This is a genomic window from Alcaligenes sp. Marseille-Q7550 (genome assembly GCF_965112015.1).
This window is the reverse complement of record NZ_CBCOPU010000001.1, coordinates 1261114-1277240: the sequence shown is the minus strand read 5'-3', so window position 1 is coordinate 1277240 and position 16127 is coordinate 1261114. Positions and strand designations below refer to the sequence as shown.

The following is a 16127-nucleotide window of genomic DNA, read 5'->3' as shown; positions in this document are numbered from 1 at the left end:
AGAAACGCTTCGCGACGATCGGGTCGGACTGTCAGACCGTGACCGTGGCCTGCCCTGCAAAGTTGCGCCGGTATTGCTGCACGTGCAGCACCAGTCGCGTGGATCCTTTGCGGGCCGGGGCGATGAAGCCCTGTACGAGCAGGCGGGCCCCAAGGGGGGTGTCCACCAGCGCCAGGGCATTTTCACCCAGAGCCACCACCTGCATCGCCAGGGCGATCTGCCGGGGGTGGCCGGCTTCCATCACGGAGGATTCATGCTCCAGAGCCAATTCCAGGGCGGGCACGCCAGCCGGCGTATAACGCAGCGGCTTGATGTCGATGACCTGCCCGTCGAGACTGACCTGGTTCACGCAGTCGGAACTTTTATTCTTCAGCTTCAGCGGTTTGGGCGCTGGCTTCTGCACTTGCCTTGCGCGCTTCTTCGCGCTCGACGGACTTCATCATGACCGAAGCGCCTTCGGGGGCTTTCTTCGTGCCGGCGATGAGATAACGCAGAATGGCGTCGTTGTAGCGGAAGGAATGCTCCAGTTCGTCCAGGATGGACTGACCGCATTCGATGTTCAGGCACACGTAGTGGGCCTTGACCAGTTTCTGGATGGGGTATGCCAGTTGACGGCGGCCCCAGTCTTCCAGGCGGTGGATCGTACCGCCGGCGGAAGTGACGATCGCCGAATAGCGCTCGACCATGGCGGGCACTTGCTCGCTTTGATCGGGATGCACAATGAACACTACTTCGTAGTGACGCATGAAACAACTCCTTGTGGATATCGACTGTCTGCACCCGGCCAAACAGAACACAGGCACAGCAGACGCGACAGCCCGCCCGTCAAAACCGGGTCGAGCAAGAAACCATAAATATTAGCACCAGGCCAGGCGCGCTGACAAGCTGCACGCCATCAGCCTTCGACGCTGGCGTAGGCGGAATGGTTATGGATGGACTCGAAATTCTCCGCTTCGATGCGGTAGCGCAACACTCCGGGCAGAGAACGCACGCTGACGGCCACATCGCGCACCAGGTCCTCGACGAACTTGGGATTGTCGTAGGCCTGTTCGGTGACGTATTTTTCGTCCGTGCGCTTGAGCAGGCCCCACAGTTCGCAGGAGGCCTGGCTTTCGACGCGACGAATCAGGTCCGGCAGGTCGACGGCGGATGGATCGGCGAATACCGCCTGCACCGTGACATGGGAGCGCTGGTTATGGGCGCCGTACTCGGAAATGGCCTTGGAGCAAGGACACAGGCTGGTGACCGGCACCATCACGGACAGCTCGAACTCGGGCCGCGCGTCCACGCCCACCCGGGCGGTCCAGCCGACGGTGTAGTCCATCAGGCTGGCCACGCCCGAGACCGGCGCGATCATTTGCAGAATTACGGGAAATAAGGCCCTGATGTGCTCCCGCCCCGCGTTCAGCAAGGGCAGCATGGCCTGGGCCATCTGCACGAACCCGGCCGGCGTCATGGCCTGGCGGCGGTATTGCTCCAGCAGGGCCACGAAGCGCGACATGTGCGTGCCTTTTTCCTCGGGCGGCAAGGCCACCGTCAGTTCCCATTGAGCCACGGTGGGCACGGACTGCCCCTGCCCCAGGTCCAGCATCATCGGATGACGGACCCCGCGCACGCCGACGCGCTGGATGGCAACGCGGCGGGTGTCCACGCTGCTTTGCACGTCCGGCATGGTCAAGGGCATTTCCGACACTGTATTCATATCAGTCAGTCCGGCCGCGGCAGGGCCGCGACCGCAATTAATCAGTAATGGAACATTATCTTATGCTTATCGAGGCGAAAGTTCGATAACCTTAAGAACAGGGTGCATATTTGCGCGTTCCCGGCCGGCCGGGCGCCGCAAATTGCGTCAGGGCTCAAGCAAACTTGAAAAACGTTCACGGACGGCGCGCTCGATGCCGGCGGCGTCCAGGCCCAGCGCGGCGGCGATCTTCTTCTGATCGCCATGGTCTATGAATTCATCCGGATAGCCCAGTTGCAGCACGGGTGCGACGATGCGTTCGCGGCTGAAGAATTCCAGCACGGCGCTGCCGGCTCCTCCCATGATGCAGGCTTCCTCCAGGGTGACGAAGGCCTGATGGCCCTGGACCAGCTCCTGCAGCAGGGCCTCGTCCAGCGGCTTGACGAAGCGCATGTCCACCACGGTCGCATCCAGGCTCTCGGCCGCCTTCAGCGCCTCGTGCAGCACCGGCCCGAAAGCCAGCAAAGCCAGGCCCTTGCCCTCGCGGCGCACCACGCCCTTGCCCAGCGGCACCGTGGCCAGGTCTTCCCCGGGCGCCGCGCCCACGCCCGCGCCGCGCGGATAGCGCACCGAGCTGGGGCCGGGATGCTGGTAGCAACAGGTCAGCAGCAGGCGGGTTTCGCGCTCGTCCGAAGGCGTGGCCACCACCATGTTCGGGATGCAGCGCAGGAAGGCGATGTCGTAATTGCCCGCGTGCGTGGCGCCGTCCGCGCCCACGATGCCGGCGCGGTCCAGCGCGAAGGTGACGTCCAGGTTCTGCAGGGCGACGTCGTGGATGAGCTGGTCGTAGCCGCGCTGCAGGAACGTGGAATAAATGGCCACCACGGGCTTCTGGCCTTCACAGGCCAGCCCGGCGGCGAAGGTGACGGCGTGCTGTTCGGCAATCCCCACGTCGAAATAGCGGCGCGGAAACTGCTGCTCGAATTCCACCATGCCGCTGCCCTCGCGCATGGCCGGCGTGATGCCGTACAGGCGGGCGTCTTCGGCGGCCATGTCGCACAGCCACTGGCCGAACACCTGGGTGAAGGTGGGCCGCGGCGGGGTGGCCGGCTGCACCAGACCCACGGAGGGGTCGAACTTGCCGGGACCGTGATAGAGCACCGGATCGGCCTCGGCCAGCTTGTAGCCCTGTCCTTTGCGGGTCACCACATGCAGGAACTGCAGCCCGCCCAGCTCGCGAAGGTTGCCCAGGGTGGCGACCAGCGCGTCCAGGTCATGGCCGTCGATGGGCCCCACATAATTGAAGCCCAGTTCCTCGAACAGCGTGGCCGGGGAAAGCATGCCCTTGGCGTGGCCCTCGAACTTGCGCGCCAGGTCCAGCACGGGCGGCACATGCTGCAGCACGGCGCGGCCCACGTTCTTGGCGGCGGCGTAGAAGCGGCCCGACATCAGGCGCGCCAGGTAGTGGTTCAGCGCCCCCACCGGCTGAGAGATGGACATGTCGTTGTCGTTCAGCACGACCAGCACGTTCACGTCGGGCGTGACGCCGGCATTGTTCAGGGCTTCGAAGGCCATGCCCGCCGTCATGGCGCCGTCGCCGATCACGGCGATGTGCTGGCGCTCGACGCCCGCATTGCGCGAGGCCACCGCCATGCCCAGCACGGCGGAGATGGAGGTGGACGAATGGGCCGTGCCGAAATCGTCATAATCGGATTCCGAGCGCTTGGGAAAGCCCGATATGCCGCCCTGCTGGCGCAGCGTGGCCATCTGGTCGCGGCGCCCCGTCAGGATCTTGTGCGGATAGGATTGGTGCCCCACATCCCACACGATGCGATCGTGCGGGGTGTCGAATACATAGTGCAGGGCCGTGGTCAGCTCCACCGTGCCCAGGTTGGAAGACAGATGCCCACCGGTTCTGGAGACGGACTGAAGAACAAACTCCCGCAACTGACGGGCCAGTTCGGGAAGATCGCGCTGATCGAGCTTGCGCAGGTCAGCGGGCGACTGGATCTGTTCTAGGGAAACGGTTGTCATACTGAAAGACGTCTATCCGGGCAAATAAGTGAAACGACTGCTGTGGAACAATCGCCAATCAACTATTGTAAAACGCTTAGCCGCCAGCGCCAAAACTAGCGGTCACGGCCCACGATGTAATCGGCCAGCTGAGTCAGCCGCGCCGCCGAGGGTCCCACCGGCCGCAGGGCCAGCTGCGCCTTCTCGTTCAGGGCGCCCAGCAGTTCGCGGGAGCCTTCCAGGCCCAGGATGGACACATAGGTGGGCTTGGTGTCGGCGGCGTCCTTGCCGGCCGTCTTGCCCAGCGTGGCGGTGTCGGCGGTGACATCCAGGATGTCGTCGGCCCCCTGGAAGGCCAGGCGCACCGCCTGGGCATAAGCTTCCAGGCCCTTGCGCACCGTGGACGAAGCTCCCGCGACGATGCCTCCCAGCAGCACGCTGGCCTCCAGCATGGCGCCGGTCTTCATGCTGTGCATGGTCTGCAGCTGATCGCGATCCAGCTGCAGGCCCACGCTGGCGCAATCGATGGCCTGGCCGCCGGCCATGCCGGCGCTGCCGGCGGCCCGCGCCAGCTGGGAAATCGCCTGGACCACCAGGGCGGGAGCAATGGGCATCTGCGCCAGCAGCTCGCCGGCCAGCGGCTGCAGCGCATCGCCGGCGAGCATGGCGCAGGCCTCGTCGAACTGGATGGGCACGGTGGGGCGGCCGCGCCGCAGCTCGTCGTCATCCATGCAAGGCAGGTCGTCGTGCACCAGCGAATAGGCATGGATCAACTCCACCGCCGCCGCCGCCAGCTCCAGCGCCTTCAGCTGGGCGGTCGCCATGGGCTTGCCCTGCATGGCCGCCTCGCCGGCGGCATAGACCAGCGCGGCGCGCACCCGCTTGCCGCCGCCCAGCACGGCATAGCGCATGGCCTCGTGCAGGCGGCACGGCTCCTGGGCGGCGGCGGGCAGCAACTGATCCAGCACGACTTCAGTCTGCTCGACCCGCGCCTGCAGCCATTCGGTAAAACTCACAGAAACCATCTTAAATGTCTCCATCCGCCTCGTCCCCGGACAAGGGACGCAGCAGATTTCCTTGCAATACACTGACTTGTTCCTGCGCAACGTCCAACTTGCGCTGACAGAATTTGGCAAGCTCCACGCCCTGCTCATAGGCCTGCAAGGCCTGCTCCAGCGGCAAGGAGCCGCTCTCCATCCGCGCCACCAGCGCCTCGAGCTGCGCCAGCGCGGACTCGAAGTCCTGCTCGGCGGACACGTCGGCCGCCGGTACGCCGGCCGCCGGTTCGCCGGCCGCCTGATTTTCGTCGCGAGATGTAACCATACCTTTTCCTGCTCTGTGAGGACTGCCCGGGCGGCCATGGCGCCCGCCTGAAAAACGCATTGTACGGGAGCGGCGGACAACGCGCCGTTCAAGCACAAGCGGGACTGCAGGTCATGGACGCGAAAAAGGGCCGCCTGGAAGCGGCCCTTCTGCATTGCTTGCGCTCAGCCGCGCGCCACCGGCCGCGTCGGGTCGCTGACCCATTCGCTCCAGGAGCCGGGGTAGATGCGCGAGCCGTTCAGCCCGGCCAGCTCCATGGCAAAAAGATTGTGACAAGCGGTAATGCCCGAACCGCACTGATGCACGACCTGCGAGGCAGGCGTGTCGCCCAGCAGAGCCTGGAATTCCTGCTGCAATTGCCCGGCAGGCTTGAAGCGGCCCCGGGCGTCGAGGTTGTTCGTGTGGGAACGGTTGAGAGCGCCCGGGATCTGCCCGGCCACCGGGTCCATGGGTTCGACTTCGCCCCGATAACGTTCGGGCGCGCGCGCGTCGATCACGGTGAAGACGGGCTGGGCGATATTGGCCAGGACCTGGTCGGCCTGTACCGTGGGCATGGCGGCCTGGCGCGGCAGGTTCAGGCTCTGTACGGCCTGGGCCTCGGAAACCGAAGGCTGGCGCCGGCCGGTCTCGACCTCGCCGCCGGCCTCCCGCCAGGCCTGCCAGCCGCCGTCCAGGATGGCCACATGCGGATGTCCGAGCCAGCGCAGCATCCACCACAAATGGCTGGCGAACAGCGAACCTTGCGCATCGTAGGCCACGACCTGCATGCCGGAGGTCAGCCCCTGCAGGCGCATCAGCGCCGCCAGGTCCTGGCGGTCGGGCAAGGGATGGCGGCCGTTGGCGCCGGTCCTGGACGCGGCCAGGTCGGTTTCATGATCCAGGAACAGCGCGCCGGGGATATGGCCCTGCTCATAGGCGCGTCGCCCCGCCTGATGATCGGCCAGGTCGTGGCGCACATCGAACACCAGCCAGTCGGCGCGGCCCAGGTTGGCGCGCAGCTGCTCCGGGGTAACCAGGTAATCAAACATGTTCTGCCTCCTTGGCGGGCGCCTCCGGACCGGGCGGCTGCTGGCCGCGCAGGATGCGGTCCTCGCTGTACGTGCGCCAGGCCGACAGCAGGCCCGATCCGATGATCAGCGCCATGCCGGTCCAGGCCAGCCAGTCGGGGAGATCGCCCCAAAATACGATGCCGATCAGAGCGGCAAAAATAATGGTGGTGTATTGGAGGGCCGCCGTCAACAGGGCCGAGCCCAGGCCGAAGGCGCGCGTCATGGTCAGCTGACCGAACAGGCCCGCCAGGCCCACGCCCAGCAGCGCCAGCCAGGCGCGCCAGTCCAGGTCGCGCCAGCCGTCCAGCAGCAGCCCGACGGCGCTTGAACAGACCACGAAGCAGGAGAAGATCAGCACCGTGCGCCATTCCGGCTCGCCCGCTCGCCCCAGGGCCCGCACCTGCATCATGGCAATCGCCGACAGGGCGCCGGCGCACAAGCCCAGCATGGCGGCGAACCACTGGTCTTCGGATATGCTGGGCCGCAATACGCCGATCACGCCCAGAAAGCCCAGCAGGACGGCCAGAATGCGGACGGGATCGCGCTGGGACCCGCCCCAGGCCAGCATCCAGACGGCGATGAACAAGGGCGCGGTGTAGTTCAGGCTGACGGCGGTGGACAGCGGCAGATAGGCCAGCGCCAGAAAGCCCAGCCACATGGAGGTGACACCCGAGACATTGCGGCGTATGTGCAGCTTCCAGCTCTTGGGGGCGATGGGGCGTCGCCCCGCCTTGGCCCAGAAATAGAGCAGCAATACGGACGGCAGTCCGCGAAACAGCACGATCTGGGGCATGGACGCCCCCGCATCGGCGGACACTTTGACACAGGCCCCCATGATGGCAAACATGGCACAGGCCACCAGCATCCATAATGACTGCATGCGAACAAACCAGAATCAAAAATAAGGGGAAGTCATTACTATACTCCCCCGACTTGTAAAAAAACGCCCGCGTCCCCATATTGAACAAGCCATGCGACAGGATTGCGACACGCCGCCGCGGCGCTGCAAGCCAGAAGCTGACGAAAAGCTGAATTTTCTTGTCTTCCCGCTTTCAATTAAGGCTAAAATTTTCCACGGACCGCGGCGCGGCCCGTTTTTCTCAGTCACACCGGAATCCGCATTCATGAAACGAATTGTTCTCTTCCTGATCACCAACCTGGCCGTCATGCTGGTGCTGAGCGCCTCCATGAGCATCCTCGGTGTGGGACGGTATCTGAACGCGCAGGGCCTGGACCTGACCCAACTGCTGATCTTCTCCAGCCTGGTGGGCTTTACCGGCGCCATCATTTCGCTGCTGATGAGCAAGTGGATGGCCAAGCAAAGCGTCAACGCCCGGGTGATCGATCCCAACGCCCCCGCCAATGCCGAAGAAGCCTGGCTGGTCGACACCGTTCACCAGCTGGCCGACCGCGCCGGCATCGGCCGCCCCGAAGTGGCCATCTACGAAGGCGAGCCCAACGCCTTCGCCACCGGCGCCTTCAAGAACGACGCCCTGGTGGCCGTGTCCACCGGCCTGCTGCGCGGCATGACCGAAGAGGAAGTCATGGCCGTGCTGGGCCACGAGGTCGCGCACATCGCCAACGGCGACATGGTCACGCTGACCCTGATCCAGGGCGTGGTCAACACGTTCGTGATCTTCCTGGCGCGCGTGGCCGGCTACTTCGTGGACCGCGTGCTGCTGCGCAACGAGCGCGAGGTGGGCATAGGCTACTACGCCTCGGTCTTCGTGTTCGAACTGATCTTCGGCGTGCTGGCCTCCATCATCGTGGCCTGGTTCTCGCGCCAGCGCGAGTACCGCGCCGACGCCGGCTCGGCGCGCCTGCTCGGTTCGCGCCAGCCCATGATCCACGCCCTGGCCCGCCTGGGCGGCATGACTGCGGGCGAACTGCCCAAGAACTTCGAGGCCTCGGGCATCTCGGGCGGCGGCGCCGTCAGCGCCATGTTCGCCTCCCATCCGCCCATCGCGGCCCGCATCCAGGCCCTGCAGAACGCCCAGGCCGTGTAAGCCCCCCTCCCCGAAAAGCCCGCCTTCATGGCGGGCTTTCTTTATCCCTGCGCCCCTGGCGCTCCTGGATGGGTTCCGCTCGGCGATCGGCCTTCAGCCGCCACCATCGAGTCCGCGCTGCGCTATGATTCATTCATGAAGGAAATCTTTGCATTACTCGATTTCGGGGGGTATATCGCGCTGCTCATGTGGGGCGTCCACATGGTGCAGAGCGGGGTCCAGCGCGCCTTCGGCGCGGAGCTGGGCGTCTGGATGGGGCGCGCGCTGGGTCGTCCCAACCGCGCCTTACTGGCGGGCGCGGCCATCACCGCCGCCATCCAGAGCAGCACCGCCACCGGCCTGATGATCACCAGCTTCGCGGCCGGCGGCCTGGTGGCGCTCGTGCCGGCCCTGGCCGCCATGCTGGGCGCCAACGTGGGCACGACCCTGATCGTGCAGCTGCTGTCCTTCAAGCTGACCGCGCTGGCGCCGGCCCTGATCCTGCTGGGCGTCTGGCTGTTCCGCGCCCACGAGTCGGGACGCCGCCGCGACCTGGGACGAGTCTTCATCGGCCTGGGCCTGCTCCTGCTCTCCCTGCATGAACTGGTCGCGCTGTTCTCGCCCATCCAGGACGCGCCGCTCTTGAAGACCATTCTGCAGGCGCTGTCCGACTCACCCATGACGGGCCTGATCCTGGCCGCCCTCCTGACCTGGGCGGCGCACTCCAGCGTGGCCATCGTGGTGCTGATCATCTCCCTGGCCAACCATCACTACATGGATCCGCAACTGACCTACGCCCTGGTGCTGGGCGCCAACCTGGGCACGGCCATCAATCCGGTGCTCGAAGGCGCGGGCGGCAACAAGGACCCGGCCAGCAAGCGCCTGCCGCTGGGCAATCTGGGCACGCGCGTGGCCGGCTGCGTCGTCGGCATGCTGCTGCTGCCCTGGATCCCGGGCCTGATGAGCTGGTTCACGGACGACGCGGCGCGCGCCGCGGCCAACTTCCACACGTTCTTCAACCTGGCCGTGGCCGCCGTGTTCATGCCGCTGCTCAAGCCCTATTCGCGCCTGCTGAGCCGCCAGTTGCCGCGACGCAGCGATCCGGACGATCCCGGCAAGCCGCTCTACCTGGACGAATCGGCCCATGAAGTGCCCGCCGTGGCCCTGGGCAATGCCGCCCGGGAGGCGCTGCGCCTGTCGGACATGCTGCAGAGCATCCTGGGCACCGCTCGCCAGGCCCTGATCAGCAACAGCGCGCAAAGCATCAACCATGCGCGCTACATCAGCAACGCGGTCAACCGGCTGGACCAGTTGATCACCACCTACCTGGCCCGCCTGGACCAGGACAACCTGAGCAAGAACGACACGCGGCGCCTGAACGAGATCCTGGCCTTCTCGACCAATATGGCGCACGCCGCCACCATCAGCGTCAGCGGCCTGCTGACCCATACCAGCAAGCTGCGCAAGCAGGGCTGGATCCTGCAGAGCGACGAGCAGGAGGAGATCGGCAAGGTCATGGACCGGCTGATCCGCAACCAGCGCCAGGCCGCCGCCCTGTTCGTGGCCGAGGACGTGAAGACGGCCCGCTTCCTGGCGTTCGAGAAGGACTACTTCCGCGACCTGGAGGCCGGCGCGGCCGAACGCCACATCCGCAAGATCAAGTCGGGCCAGCTGGATTCGGCCGACCAGGGCTCGCTCTACCTGGAGATCCTGCGCGATGTGCGCACCATCAACTCCTATCTGGTCAGCGCGGCGGCCTATCCCATACTGGCCAAGCACGACGAACTGCTGCCCAACCGGGTGCGCGACCAGGGAAACTGAAGGCGATTCGATCAGGCAGAAAAAAAGGGGCGTCGAATCGCCCCTTTTCCGTCTCCGGCAGTCAGTGAGCCTGCTCCCAGTTCTCGCCCACGCCCACCTCGGCCACCAGCGGAACATCCAGCTTGGCCACATTGCACATCAGGCCGGGCAACTGCTCGCGCAGCAGTTCCAGCTCATCCGGGGGGACGTCGAACACGAGTTCGTCGTGCACCTGCATGACCATCTGCGTCTTCAGGCCCTTTTCCCGGATCCAGTCCTGAACGGCCACCATGGCCATCTTGATCAGGTCGGCCGAGGTGCCCTGCATGGGCGCATTGATCGCGGCGCGCTCGGCGCCGGCCGTGCGCGGCCCCTTGGCCCCTTTTAGTTCCGGCAGCCACAGGCGGCGGCCGAACACGGTTTCCACGAAGCCCTGATCATGCGCCAGCGCCTTGATGCGACTCATGTAGTCGGCCACGCCGGGATAGCGCGTGAAGTAGCGATCTATGTAGGCGCGCGCCGCATCCCGGGTGATGCCCAGGTTGCTGGCCAGGCCGAATTCGCCCATGCCGTAGATCAGACCGAAGTTGATGGCCTTGGCGGCGCGGCGCTGGTCCGAGGTGACCTCCTCGGTCTTCACGCCGAAGATTTCGGCCGCCGTGGCCGTATGCACGTCTCCGCCCTGCTCGAACACCTGCTGCAGGTTCACGTCGCCCGACACATGGGCCATGACGCGCAACTCGATCTGGGAATAGTCCGCGGACACGACCTTGCCCTGCTCGGACACGAAAGCCGTACGCACGCGCCGGCCCTCGGCCGTGCGCACCGGGATGTTCTGCAGGTTCGGATCCGAGGACGCCAGCCGCCCGGTCACCACCCCGGCCTGGGAATAGCGCGTGTGAACGCGCCCGGTGCGCGGATTGACCATCTTGGGCAGCTTGTCCGTATAGGTGGACTTCAGCTTGGCCAGGCCGCGGTACTCGAGCAGGACCTGGGGCAAGGGATAGTCCTGGGCCAGGCGGGTCAGCACGTCCTCATCGGTGGACGGCGCGCCGCTGGCCGTCTTGCGCACCACCGGAATGCCCAGCTTGCCGAACAGGATCTCCCCGACCTGCTTGGGCGAATTCATGTTGAAAGGCTGGCCGGCCAGTTCGTACGCCTTGTTCTCCAGCTCCAGCATCGTCTGCCCCAGCTCGCGACTTTGCCGGGCCAGCGCCTGCACGTCCACCTTGACGCCATTGCGCTCCACGATGGTCAGCACCTCCGAAGTCTGGACCTCCAGCAGATAGACGCGCTCCAGGCCGGCCTGCTCGGCCACCTTGGGACGCAGGCACTCGTGCAGGCGCAAGGTGTAGTCGGCGTCCTCGCAGGCATACTTCGACGCCGTCGGGATGTCCACCTCGTCAAAGCAGATCTGCTTGGCGCCCTTGCCGCAGATGTCCTCGTAGGACGTCCCCTTCAAGCCCAGCCATTGCAGGGCCAGCTCTTCCATGTTGACGCGCTTGTGCGACTGCAGCACGTAGGCCTGCAGCATGGTGTCTTCGCGTATGCCGCGCAATGCCACGCCTTCGTTGGCAAAGACATGGCTGTCGTACTTGGCGTTGTGCAACAGCTTGGCGGCCTGGGAGTCCTCCAGCCAGGGCCGCAGCACATCGAGCACCAGCTCCTTGTCCAACTGCTCCAGCTCGTGGGTGGCGCGATGCGCCACCGGCACGTAGAAGGCCTGGCCCGTGCGTACCGCCACGGACAGGCCCACCAGGCGCGCCTGCAAGGGGTCCAGCGAGGTCGTCTCCGTATCCAGCGCCGTCAATTCGGCCTGCTGCAGCAGTTGCAGCAAGGCGCGCAATTGCGGCTCCGTGGTCACCGTCTGGTAGTCCAACTGGTCGGGCGCGGCCTGGACCTGCGCCTGCACACGACCGTCCTGCGCGGGGATGCGGTCCGGATCGCCGGTCAGCTCGCGCAGCCAACTGCGAAAGCCATAGGTCTCGTAGATGTCCTGCAGGACGTCCAGATCGGGAGGCAGAGGCGCCAGGGCGGCGAAGTCGCCGCTGAAGCCGGGCACGTCGCAGTCCAGCTTGACGGCCACCAGCTTGCGCGTCAGCTCGAAGTTGGGGCTGAAATCGCGCAGGTTCTGGCCGGCCACGCCCTTGATGCTGTCCGCGTGGCGCAGCAATTAATCCAGGCTGCCGTGTTCGCTCAGCCATTTGGCGGCCGTCTTGGGCCCCACCTTGGGCACGCCGGGGATGTTGTCGGAGGTGTCGCCGATCAGCATCAGGTAATCGATGATCTGGTCCGGACGCACGCCGTATTTGGCGATCACGCCCTCGATGTCCAGGCGCTCGTTGCTCATGGTGTTGACCAGTTGGACGCGCTCGTTGACCAACTGCGCCAGGTCCTTGTCGCCGGTGGACACCACGGTGTCTATGCCGCGCTCGGTCGCCAGGCGAGCCAGCGTGCCGATGATGTCGTCCGCCTCCACGCCCGGCGCGCAGATCAGATGCCAGCCCATGGCGCGCACCGCGCGATGGATGGGTTCGATCTGCTGGGCGAGGTCTTCCGACATGGAAGGACGGTGGGCCTTGTACTGCTCGTAGAGGTCGTCGCGGAATGTGCGGCCCTTGGCGTCGAATATGCACACCATATAGTCGGCCTGATAATCCTGCAGCAGCCGGCGCAGCATGCCGATGACGCCATACAGCGCGCCCGTGGGCTGACCCTGGGCGTTTCTCAGATCGGGCATCGCGTGGTACGCTCGATACAGATAGCTGGAACCATCAACAAGCAACAAGGTTTTTTTCATGTCTAACAATAAAATCGTCCGTTTACCGGCCACAGAGCAGATTCCGACCATCATGCGGGAACTGCAGACTGCGGCCGATACATTAAAAGAAATGGGCGCGGGCGTCAGCGTGTTCGGCAGCGCGCGCATCAAGCCTGGTCACCCTTATTATCAACTGGCCCAGGAAGTGGGCCGCCGCCTGGCCGAAGCCGGCGTCACCCTGATCGCCGGCGGCGGCCCGGGCCTGATGGAAGCCGCGAACAAGGGCGCGTTCGAGGCGGGCGGGCAAAGCGTCGGCCTGAATATACGCCTGCCCCACGAAACCACCAACAACCCCTACCAGACCCAGAGCCTGCAGTTCGAATATTTCTATTCGCGCAAGGCCACCTTCTTCATGCACAGTTGGGCCTACATCGCTCTGCCCGGCGGCTTCGGCACCATGGACGAACTGTTCGAGGTCATGACGCTGGTGCAGACCGGCAAGGTACCGCCGGCTCCCATTGTACTGATCGGGACCGAGTTTTGGTCCGGGCTGATCGGATGGATCCGCGAACAACTGCTGACACTGGGGCTCATCGCGCCCAAGGACCTGGATCTGCTGGTGGTCACCGACGATCTGGACGAGGTCATGACCTACATCAACAAGTGCTGCGTGCTGCCTAGGGCCGAACCCGCATTGCCCCAGTAAGGCGGACGGGTTAAATTTGCGTTCTCTTACCTCGGCCCTCCATCAGCAGGGCCGAATTCGTATTGAACGCCACAAGCTTGTCGATATTTGCAGGAGCACACATGAACAAGATCCTTGCCCGCCTTCTGATGGCGGCCTTTTGCAGCGCTGCGCTGCCCGCGGCGCACGCCGCCGGTATCGAGGAAATCCGTTTTGCCACCGAAGCGGGCTACCCGCCCTTCGAATACCTGAGCCCCAGCGGCGAGCTGCAAGGCTTCGACATCGACATCGGCAATGAGATCTGCAAGCGCCTGCAAGCCAGGTGCGTCTGGATAGACACCTCGTTCGACAGCCTGATCCCCGGCCTGCAGGCCCGCAAGTTCGACCTGGCCAACTCCACCATGACCGCCACCGCCGCGCGCGCCAAGGTCATCGACTTCTCCGAGCCCATGTACATCGTTCCGGTGCGCCTGGCGGCCCGCAAGGGCAGCGGCCTGGAGCCCACGGCCGAATCGCTCAAGGGCAAGCGCGTGGGCGTGCAGCAAGGCACCACCATGGAAACCTACGCCCGCCAGTACTGGGCCCCCAATGGCGTGACCGTGGTGGCCTACCCCAGCTATACGGACGCTTTCAACGACCTGGCAGGCGGACGCGTGGACGCCACCTTCCAGGAAGCCCAGAACGCCGTTGAAGGCTTTCTGACCAAGCCGGCCGGCGCGGACTTCGAACTGACCGGCTCGGTCATCACCGACAGCCCCATCCTGAACGAGCCCATCGCCATGGGCATGCGCAAGGGCAACAAGAAGCTCAAGACGGCCATCGACCAGACCCTGCGCGAGATGAAGTCCGACGGCACCATGCAGACCTTCGCGGACAAGTACTTCCAGAAAGAGAACATCCGCATCGCCCCCTGACCTGGACGCCAGACCATGCTGCTTTACGGCTATGGGCCACAGTTGCTGGCCGGCACCTGGGAAACCATCAAGCTGGCGATCCTGTCGCTGCTGGTCTCCCTGGCGCTGGGCCTGCTCGCGGCCCTCATGAAGCTGTCCCGCGCGCCGCTGCTGCGGCTGGCGGGCGGCCTGTACACGACGCTGATCCGGGGCATTCCGGACCTGGTGCTGCTGATGCTGTTCTTCTTCAGCCTGCAGATCTGGCTGAACGACCTCACCGACTGGCTGGAGATCGACATGATCGAGATCGATCCCTTCGGCGCGGGCGTCGTCACCCTGGGCTTCATCTACGGAGCCTATTTCGCCGAGACCTTCCGCGGCGCTCTGCTGGCCATCCCCAAGGGCCAGATCGAAGCCGGCAAGGCCTGCGGCTGGAGCACCCTGCTGATCCTGCGCCGCATCCAGATTCCCCAGATGATGCGCTACGCCCTGCCGGGCCTGGGCAATAACTGGCAGGTGCTGCTCAAGTCCACGGCGCTGGTGTCGCTGATCGGGCTGAGCGACGTGGTGAAGATCGCCCAGAACGCGGGCAACGCCACCTTCAACTCCTTCCTGTTCGTGGGCCTGACCGCCCTGATCTACCTGGCGCTCACGGCCGTCAGCAACGTGGGGCTGCGCCATCTGGAGCGGCGCTACAACATGGGCGTGCGGGGAGCGGAATTCTGATGGACGTATTGAACGAATTCTGGCGCGCCTACCTGTACCAGAGCAACGGCCAGCTCTCGGGCCTGGCCATGACCTTGTGGCTGCTCGTGCTGTCGGTCGCCATGGGCTTTTTCCTGTCCATCTTCATGGCCATGGGCCGGGTCTCGGCCAGGCAGTGGCTCTCCCGACCCATCGGCGCCTTCACGTACTTCTTTCGCGGCACGCCCCTGTATGTGCAGATCCTGCTGATCTACACGGCCATGTACAAGCTGGCCATCATCAAGGCGGTGCCGCCTCTGGAAGCCTTCTTCCAGAGCGGTTTCAATTGCCTGGTGCTGGCGCTGACGCTCAACACCGTGGGCTACACCACCGAGATCTTCGCCGGCGCGATCCGCTCCATGCCGCCCGGCGAAGTGGAGGCCGCGCGGGCCTACGGGATGTCGGGCTGGACCCTGTACCGGCGCGTCATCCTGCCCCAGGCGCTGCGGCGGGCCCTGCCCGCCTACAGCAACGAAGTGATCCTGATGCTGCACGCCACCTCCCTGGCCTTCACCGCCACGGTGCCCGACCTGCTGAAGATCGCGCGCGATGCCAATGCCGCCACCTACCAGACCTTCACTTCCTACGGGATCGCGGCACTGATCTACCTGGGCGTGTCCTTCGCCCTGGTCGGCTTGTTCCGCATCGTCGAGAAGCGCCAGATGGCCTTCCTGAACCGCTGAGCCGGCTGCAGGGCCGGGGCGCGGCCACGACGCGCCCCGCCGCCTCTCAGTCGCCCGTGTAGTCCAGGTTCTGGTAGCGCATCTGCCGGCCCATCACCCCCGCCATCAACAGGAAGAAGGTCAGGCCGCGGCGCACGTCCGGCTCCTTGGCCAGGCGCACCAGTCCCATCAGCGAGGGCGTCTGCTCGCTGGCGCGCAACTGGTCGGCCGCCATGCGCGCCGCATTGCCCGCCGCCCAGGCGGCCCCCACGCCCTCCTCGAAGGCGCGCGCCAGCTTCTCGACCATGTAGTCATCGCTCATGTCCACCAGGTCGGCCATCAGCGAGGCCACGTCCACCAGGCGATTGAGTCTTCCGCCGGCCAGCAGCGGCTCCACCTTGGCCAGGAACTCCTCCAGACCCTTGATGCCCGGATCCTCGCCCAGCAATGATTCCAGGCGCGAGGGGCCGGCCTGCCCGGCGGCGCCCGCCATGCCCTGCTCCAGCTCCTTGTCCAGTTCTGCTTTCATGG

At 65.3% G+C, this 16127-nt stretch carries 15 protein-coding genes and 1 pseudogene; 6 read left to right on the top strand and 10 right to left on the bottom strand.

Annotated elements, in window-relative coordinates:
- Positions 1 to 31: 31 nt before the first annotated feature.
- The 8 genes from priB to ACWPWO_RS06055 all read right to left on the bottom strand — a co-directional run bounded on the left by priB (position 32) and on the right by ACWPWO_RS06055 (position 6946).
- Positions 32 to 349, bottom strand: a complete 318-nt coding sequence (gene priB / locus ACWPWO_RS06090) for a primosomal replication protein N (protein ID WP_454005219.1) — start codon at positions 347 to 349, stop codon at positions 32 to 34.
- Positions 350 to 362: 13 nt separating this feature from the next.
- On the bottom strand, positions 363 to 746 hold the full coding sequence (rpsF, locus tag ACWPWO_RS06085; RefSeq protein ID WP_454005217.1) for a 30S ribosomal protein S6: 384 nt from the start codon (positions 744 to 746) through the stop codon (positions 363 to 365).
- A gap of 149 nt (positions 747 to 895) precedes the next feature.
- Positions 896 to 1702, bottom strand: coding sequence for a GTP cyclohydrolase FolE2 (gene folE2 / locus ACWPWO_RS06080; protein ID WP_454005215.1), 807 nt, complete (start codon positions 1700 to 1702; stop codon positions 896 to 898).
- A gap of 147 nt (positions 1703 to 1849) precedes the next feature.
- Positions 1850 to 3715 carry a 1-deoxy-D-xylulose-5-phosphate synthase gene (dxs, locus tag ACWPWO_RS06075; RefSeq protein ID WP_454005213.1) on the bottom strand — a complete coding sequence of 622 codons (1866 nt, stop codon included), beginning with the start codon at positions 3713 to 3715 and terminating at the stop codon, positions 1850 to 1852.
- Positions 3716 to 3810: 95 nt separating this feature from the next.
- Positions 3811 to 4719 carry a polyprenyl synthetase family protein gene (locus ACWPWO_RS06070; protein WP_454005211.1) on the bottom strand — a complete coding sequence of 303 codons (909 nt, stop codon included), beginning with the start codon at positions 4717 to 4719 and terminating at the stop codon, positions 3811 to 3813.
- A gap of 1 nt (position 4720) precedes the next feature.
- A complete protein-coding gene (locus tag ACWPWO_RS06065; protein ID WP_454005209.1) occupies positions 4721 to 5017 on the bottom strand; it encodes an exodeoxyribonuclease VII small subunit in 297 nt (98 codons plus the stop codon).
- 164 nt (positions 5018 to 5181) lie between these two features.
- Positions 5182 to 6045 carry a sulfurtransferase gene (locus tag ACWPWO_RS06060; RefSeq protein ID WP_454005207.1) on the bottom strand — a complete coding sequence of 288 codons (864 nt, stop codon included), beginning with the start codon at positions 6043 to 6045 and terminating at the stop codon, positions 5182 to 5184.
- Complete coding sequence (locus ACWPWO_RS06055) at positions 6038 to 6946, bottom strand: DMT family transporter (RefSeq protein ID WP_454005205.1); 909 nt, start codon at positions 6944 to 6946, stop codon at positions 6038 to 6040. Before ACWPWO_RS06055 ends, ACWPWO_RS06060 begins: the two co-directional genes overlap by 8 nt.
- Before the next feature lie 244 nt (positions 6947 to 7190).
- On the opposite strand from ACWPWO_RS06055, the gene htpX reads away from it, so the two are divergent.
- Positions 7191 to 8072, top strand: coding sequence for a protease HtpX (htpX, locus tag ACWPWO_RS06050; protein WP_394064967.1), 882 nt, complete (start codon positions 7191 to 7193; stop codon positions 8070 to 8072).
- Between the two features lie 135 nt (positions 8073 to 8207).
- On the top strand, positions 8208 to 9872 hold the full coding sequence (locus tag ACWPWO_RS06045) for a Na/Pi cotransporter family protein (RefSeq protein WP_454005203.1): 1665 nt from the start codon (positions 8208 to 8210) through the stop codon (positions 9870 to 9872).
- 61 nt (positions 9873 to 9933) lie between these two features.
- Here the strand turns inward: ACWPWO_RS06045 and polA are convergent.
- A pseudogene (polA, locus tag ACWPWO_RS06040) lies at positions 9934 to 12651 on the bottom strand (DNA polymerase I).
- On the opposite strand from polA, the gene ACWPWO_RS06035 reads away from it, so the two are divergent.
- From ACWPWO_RS06035 to hisM, 4 genes are all read left to right on the top strand, one after another.
- Positions 12650 to 13318, top strand: a complete 669-nt coding sequence (locus ACWPWO_RS06035) for an LOG family protein (protein ID WP_394064961.1) — start codon at positions 12650 to 12652, stop codon at positions 13316 to 13318. The pseudogene polA and the gene ACWPWO_RS06035 overlap by 2 nt on opposite strands.
- Positions 13319 to 13419: 101 nt before the next feature.
- Positions 13420 to 14211, top strand: coding sequence for a transporter substrate-binding domain-containing protein (locus tag ACWPWO_RS06030; protein ID WP_454005200.1), 792 nt, complete (start codon positions 13420 to 13422; stop codon positions 14209 to 14211).
- A gap of 15 nt (positions 14212 to 14226) precedes the next feature.
- The gene (locus tag ACWPWO_RS06025) at positions 14227 to 14916 is read left to right on the top strand and encodes an ABC transporter permease (protein WP_454005198.1); all 690 of its coding nucleotides are present in this window, start codon (positions 14227 to 14229) and stop codon (positions 14914 to 14916) included.
- Positions 14913 to 15617, top strand: a complete 705-nt coding sequence (gene hisM / locus ACWPWO_RS06020) for a histidine ABC transporter permease HisM (protein ID WP_454006283.1) — start codon at positions 14913 to 14915, stop codon at positions 15615 to 15617. Before ACWPWO_RS06025 ends, hisM begins: the two co-directional genes overlap by 4 nt.
- 46 nt (positions 15618 to 15663) lie before the next feature.
- Here the strand turns inward: hisM and ACWPWO_RS06015 are convergent, their stop codons facing one another.
- Positions 15664 to 16125: a DUF1641 domain-containing protein gene (locus ACWPWO_RS06015; RefSeq protein ID WP_454005196.1), complete on the bottom strand. Its 462-nt coding sequence runs from the start codon at positions 16123 to 16125 to the stop codon at positions 15664 to 15666.
- Between the last annotated feature and the right edge of the window lie 2 nt (positions 16126 to 16127).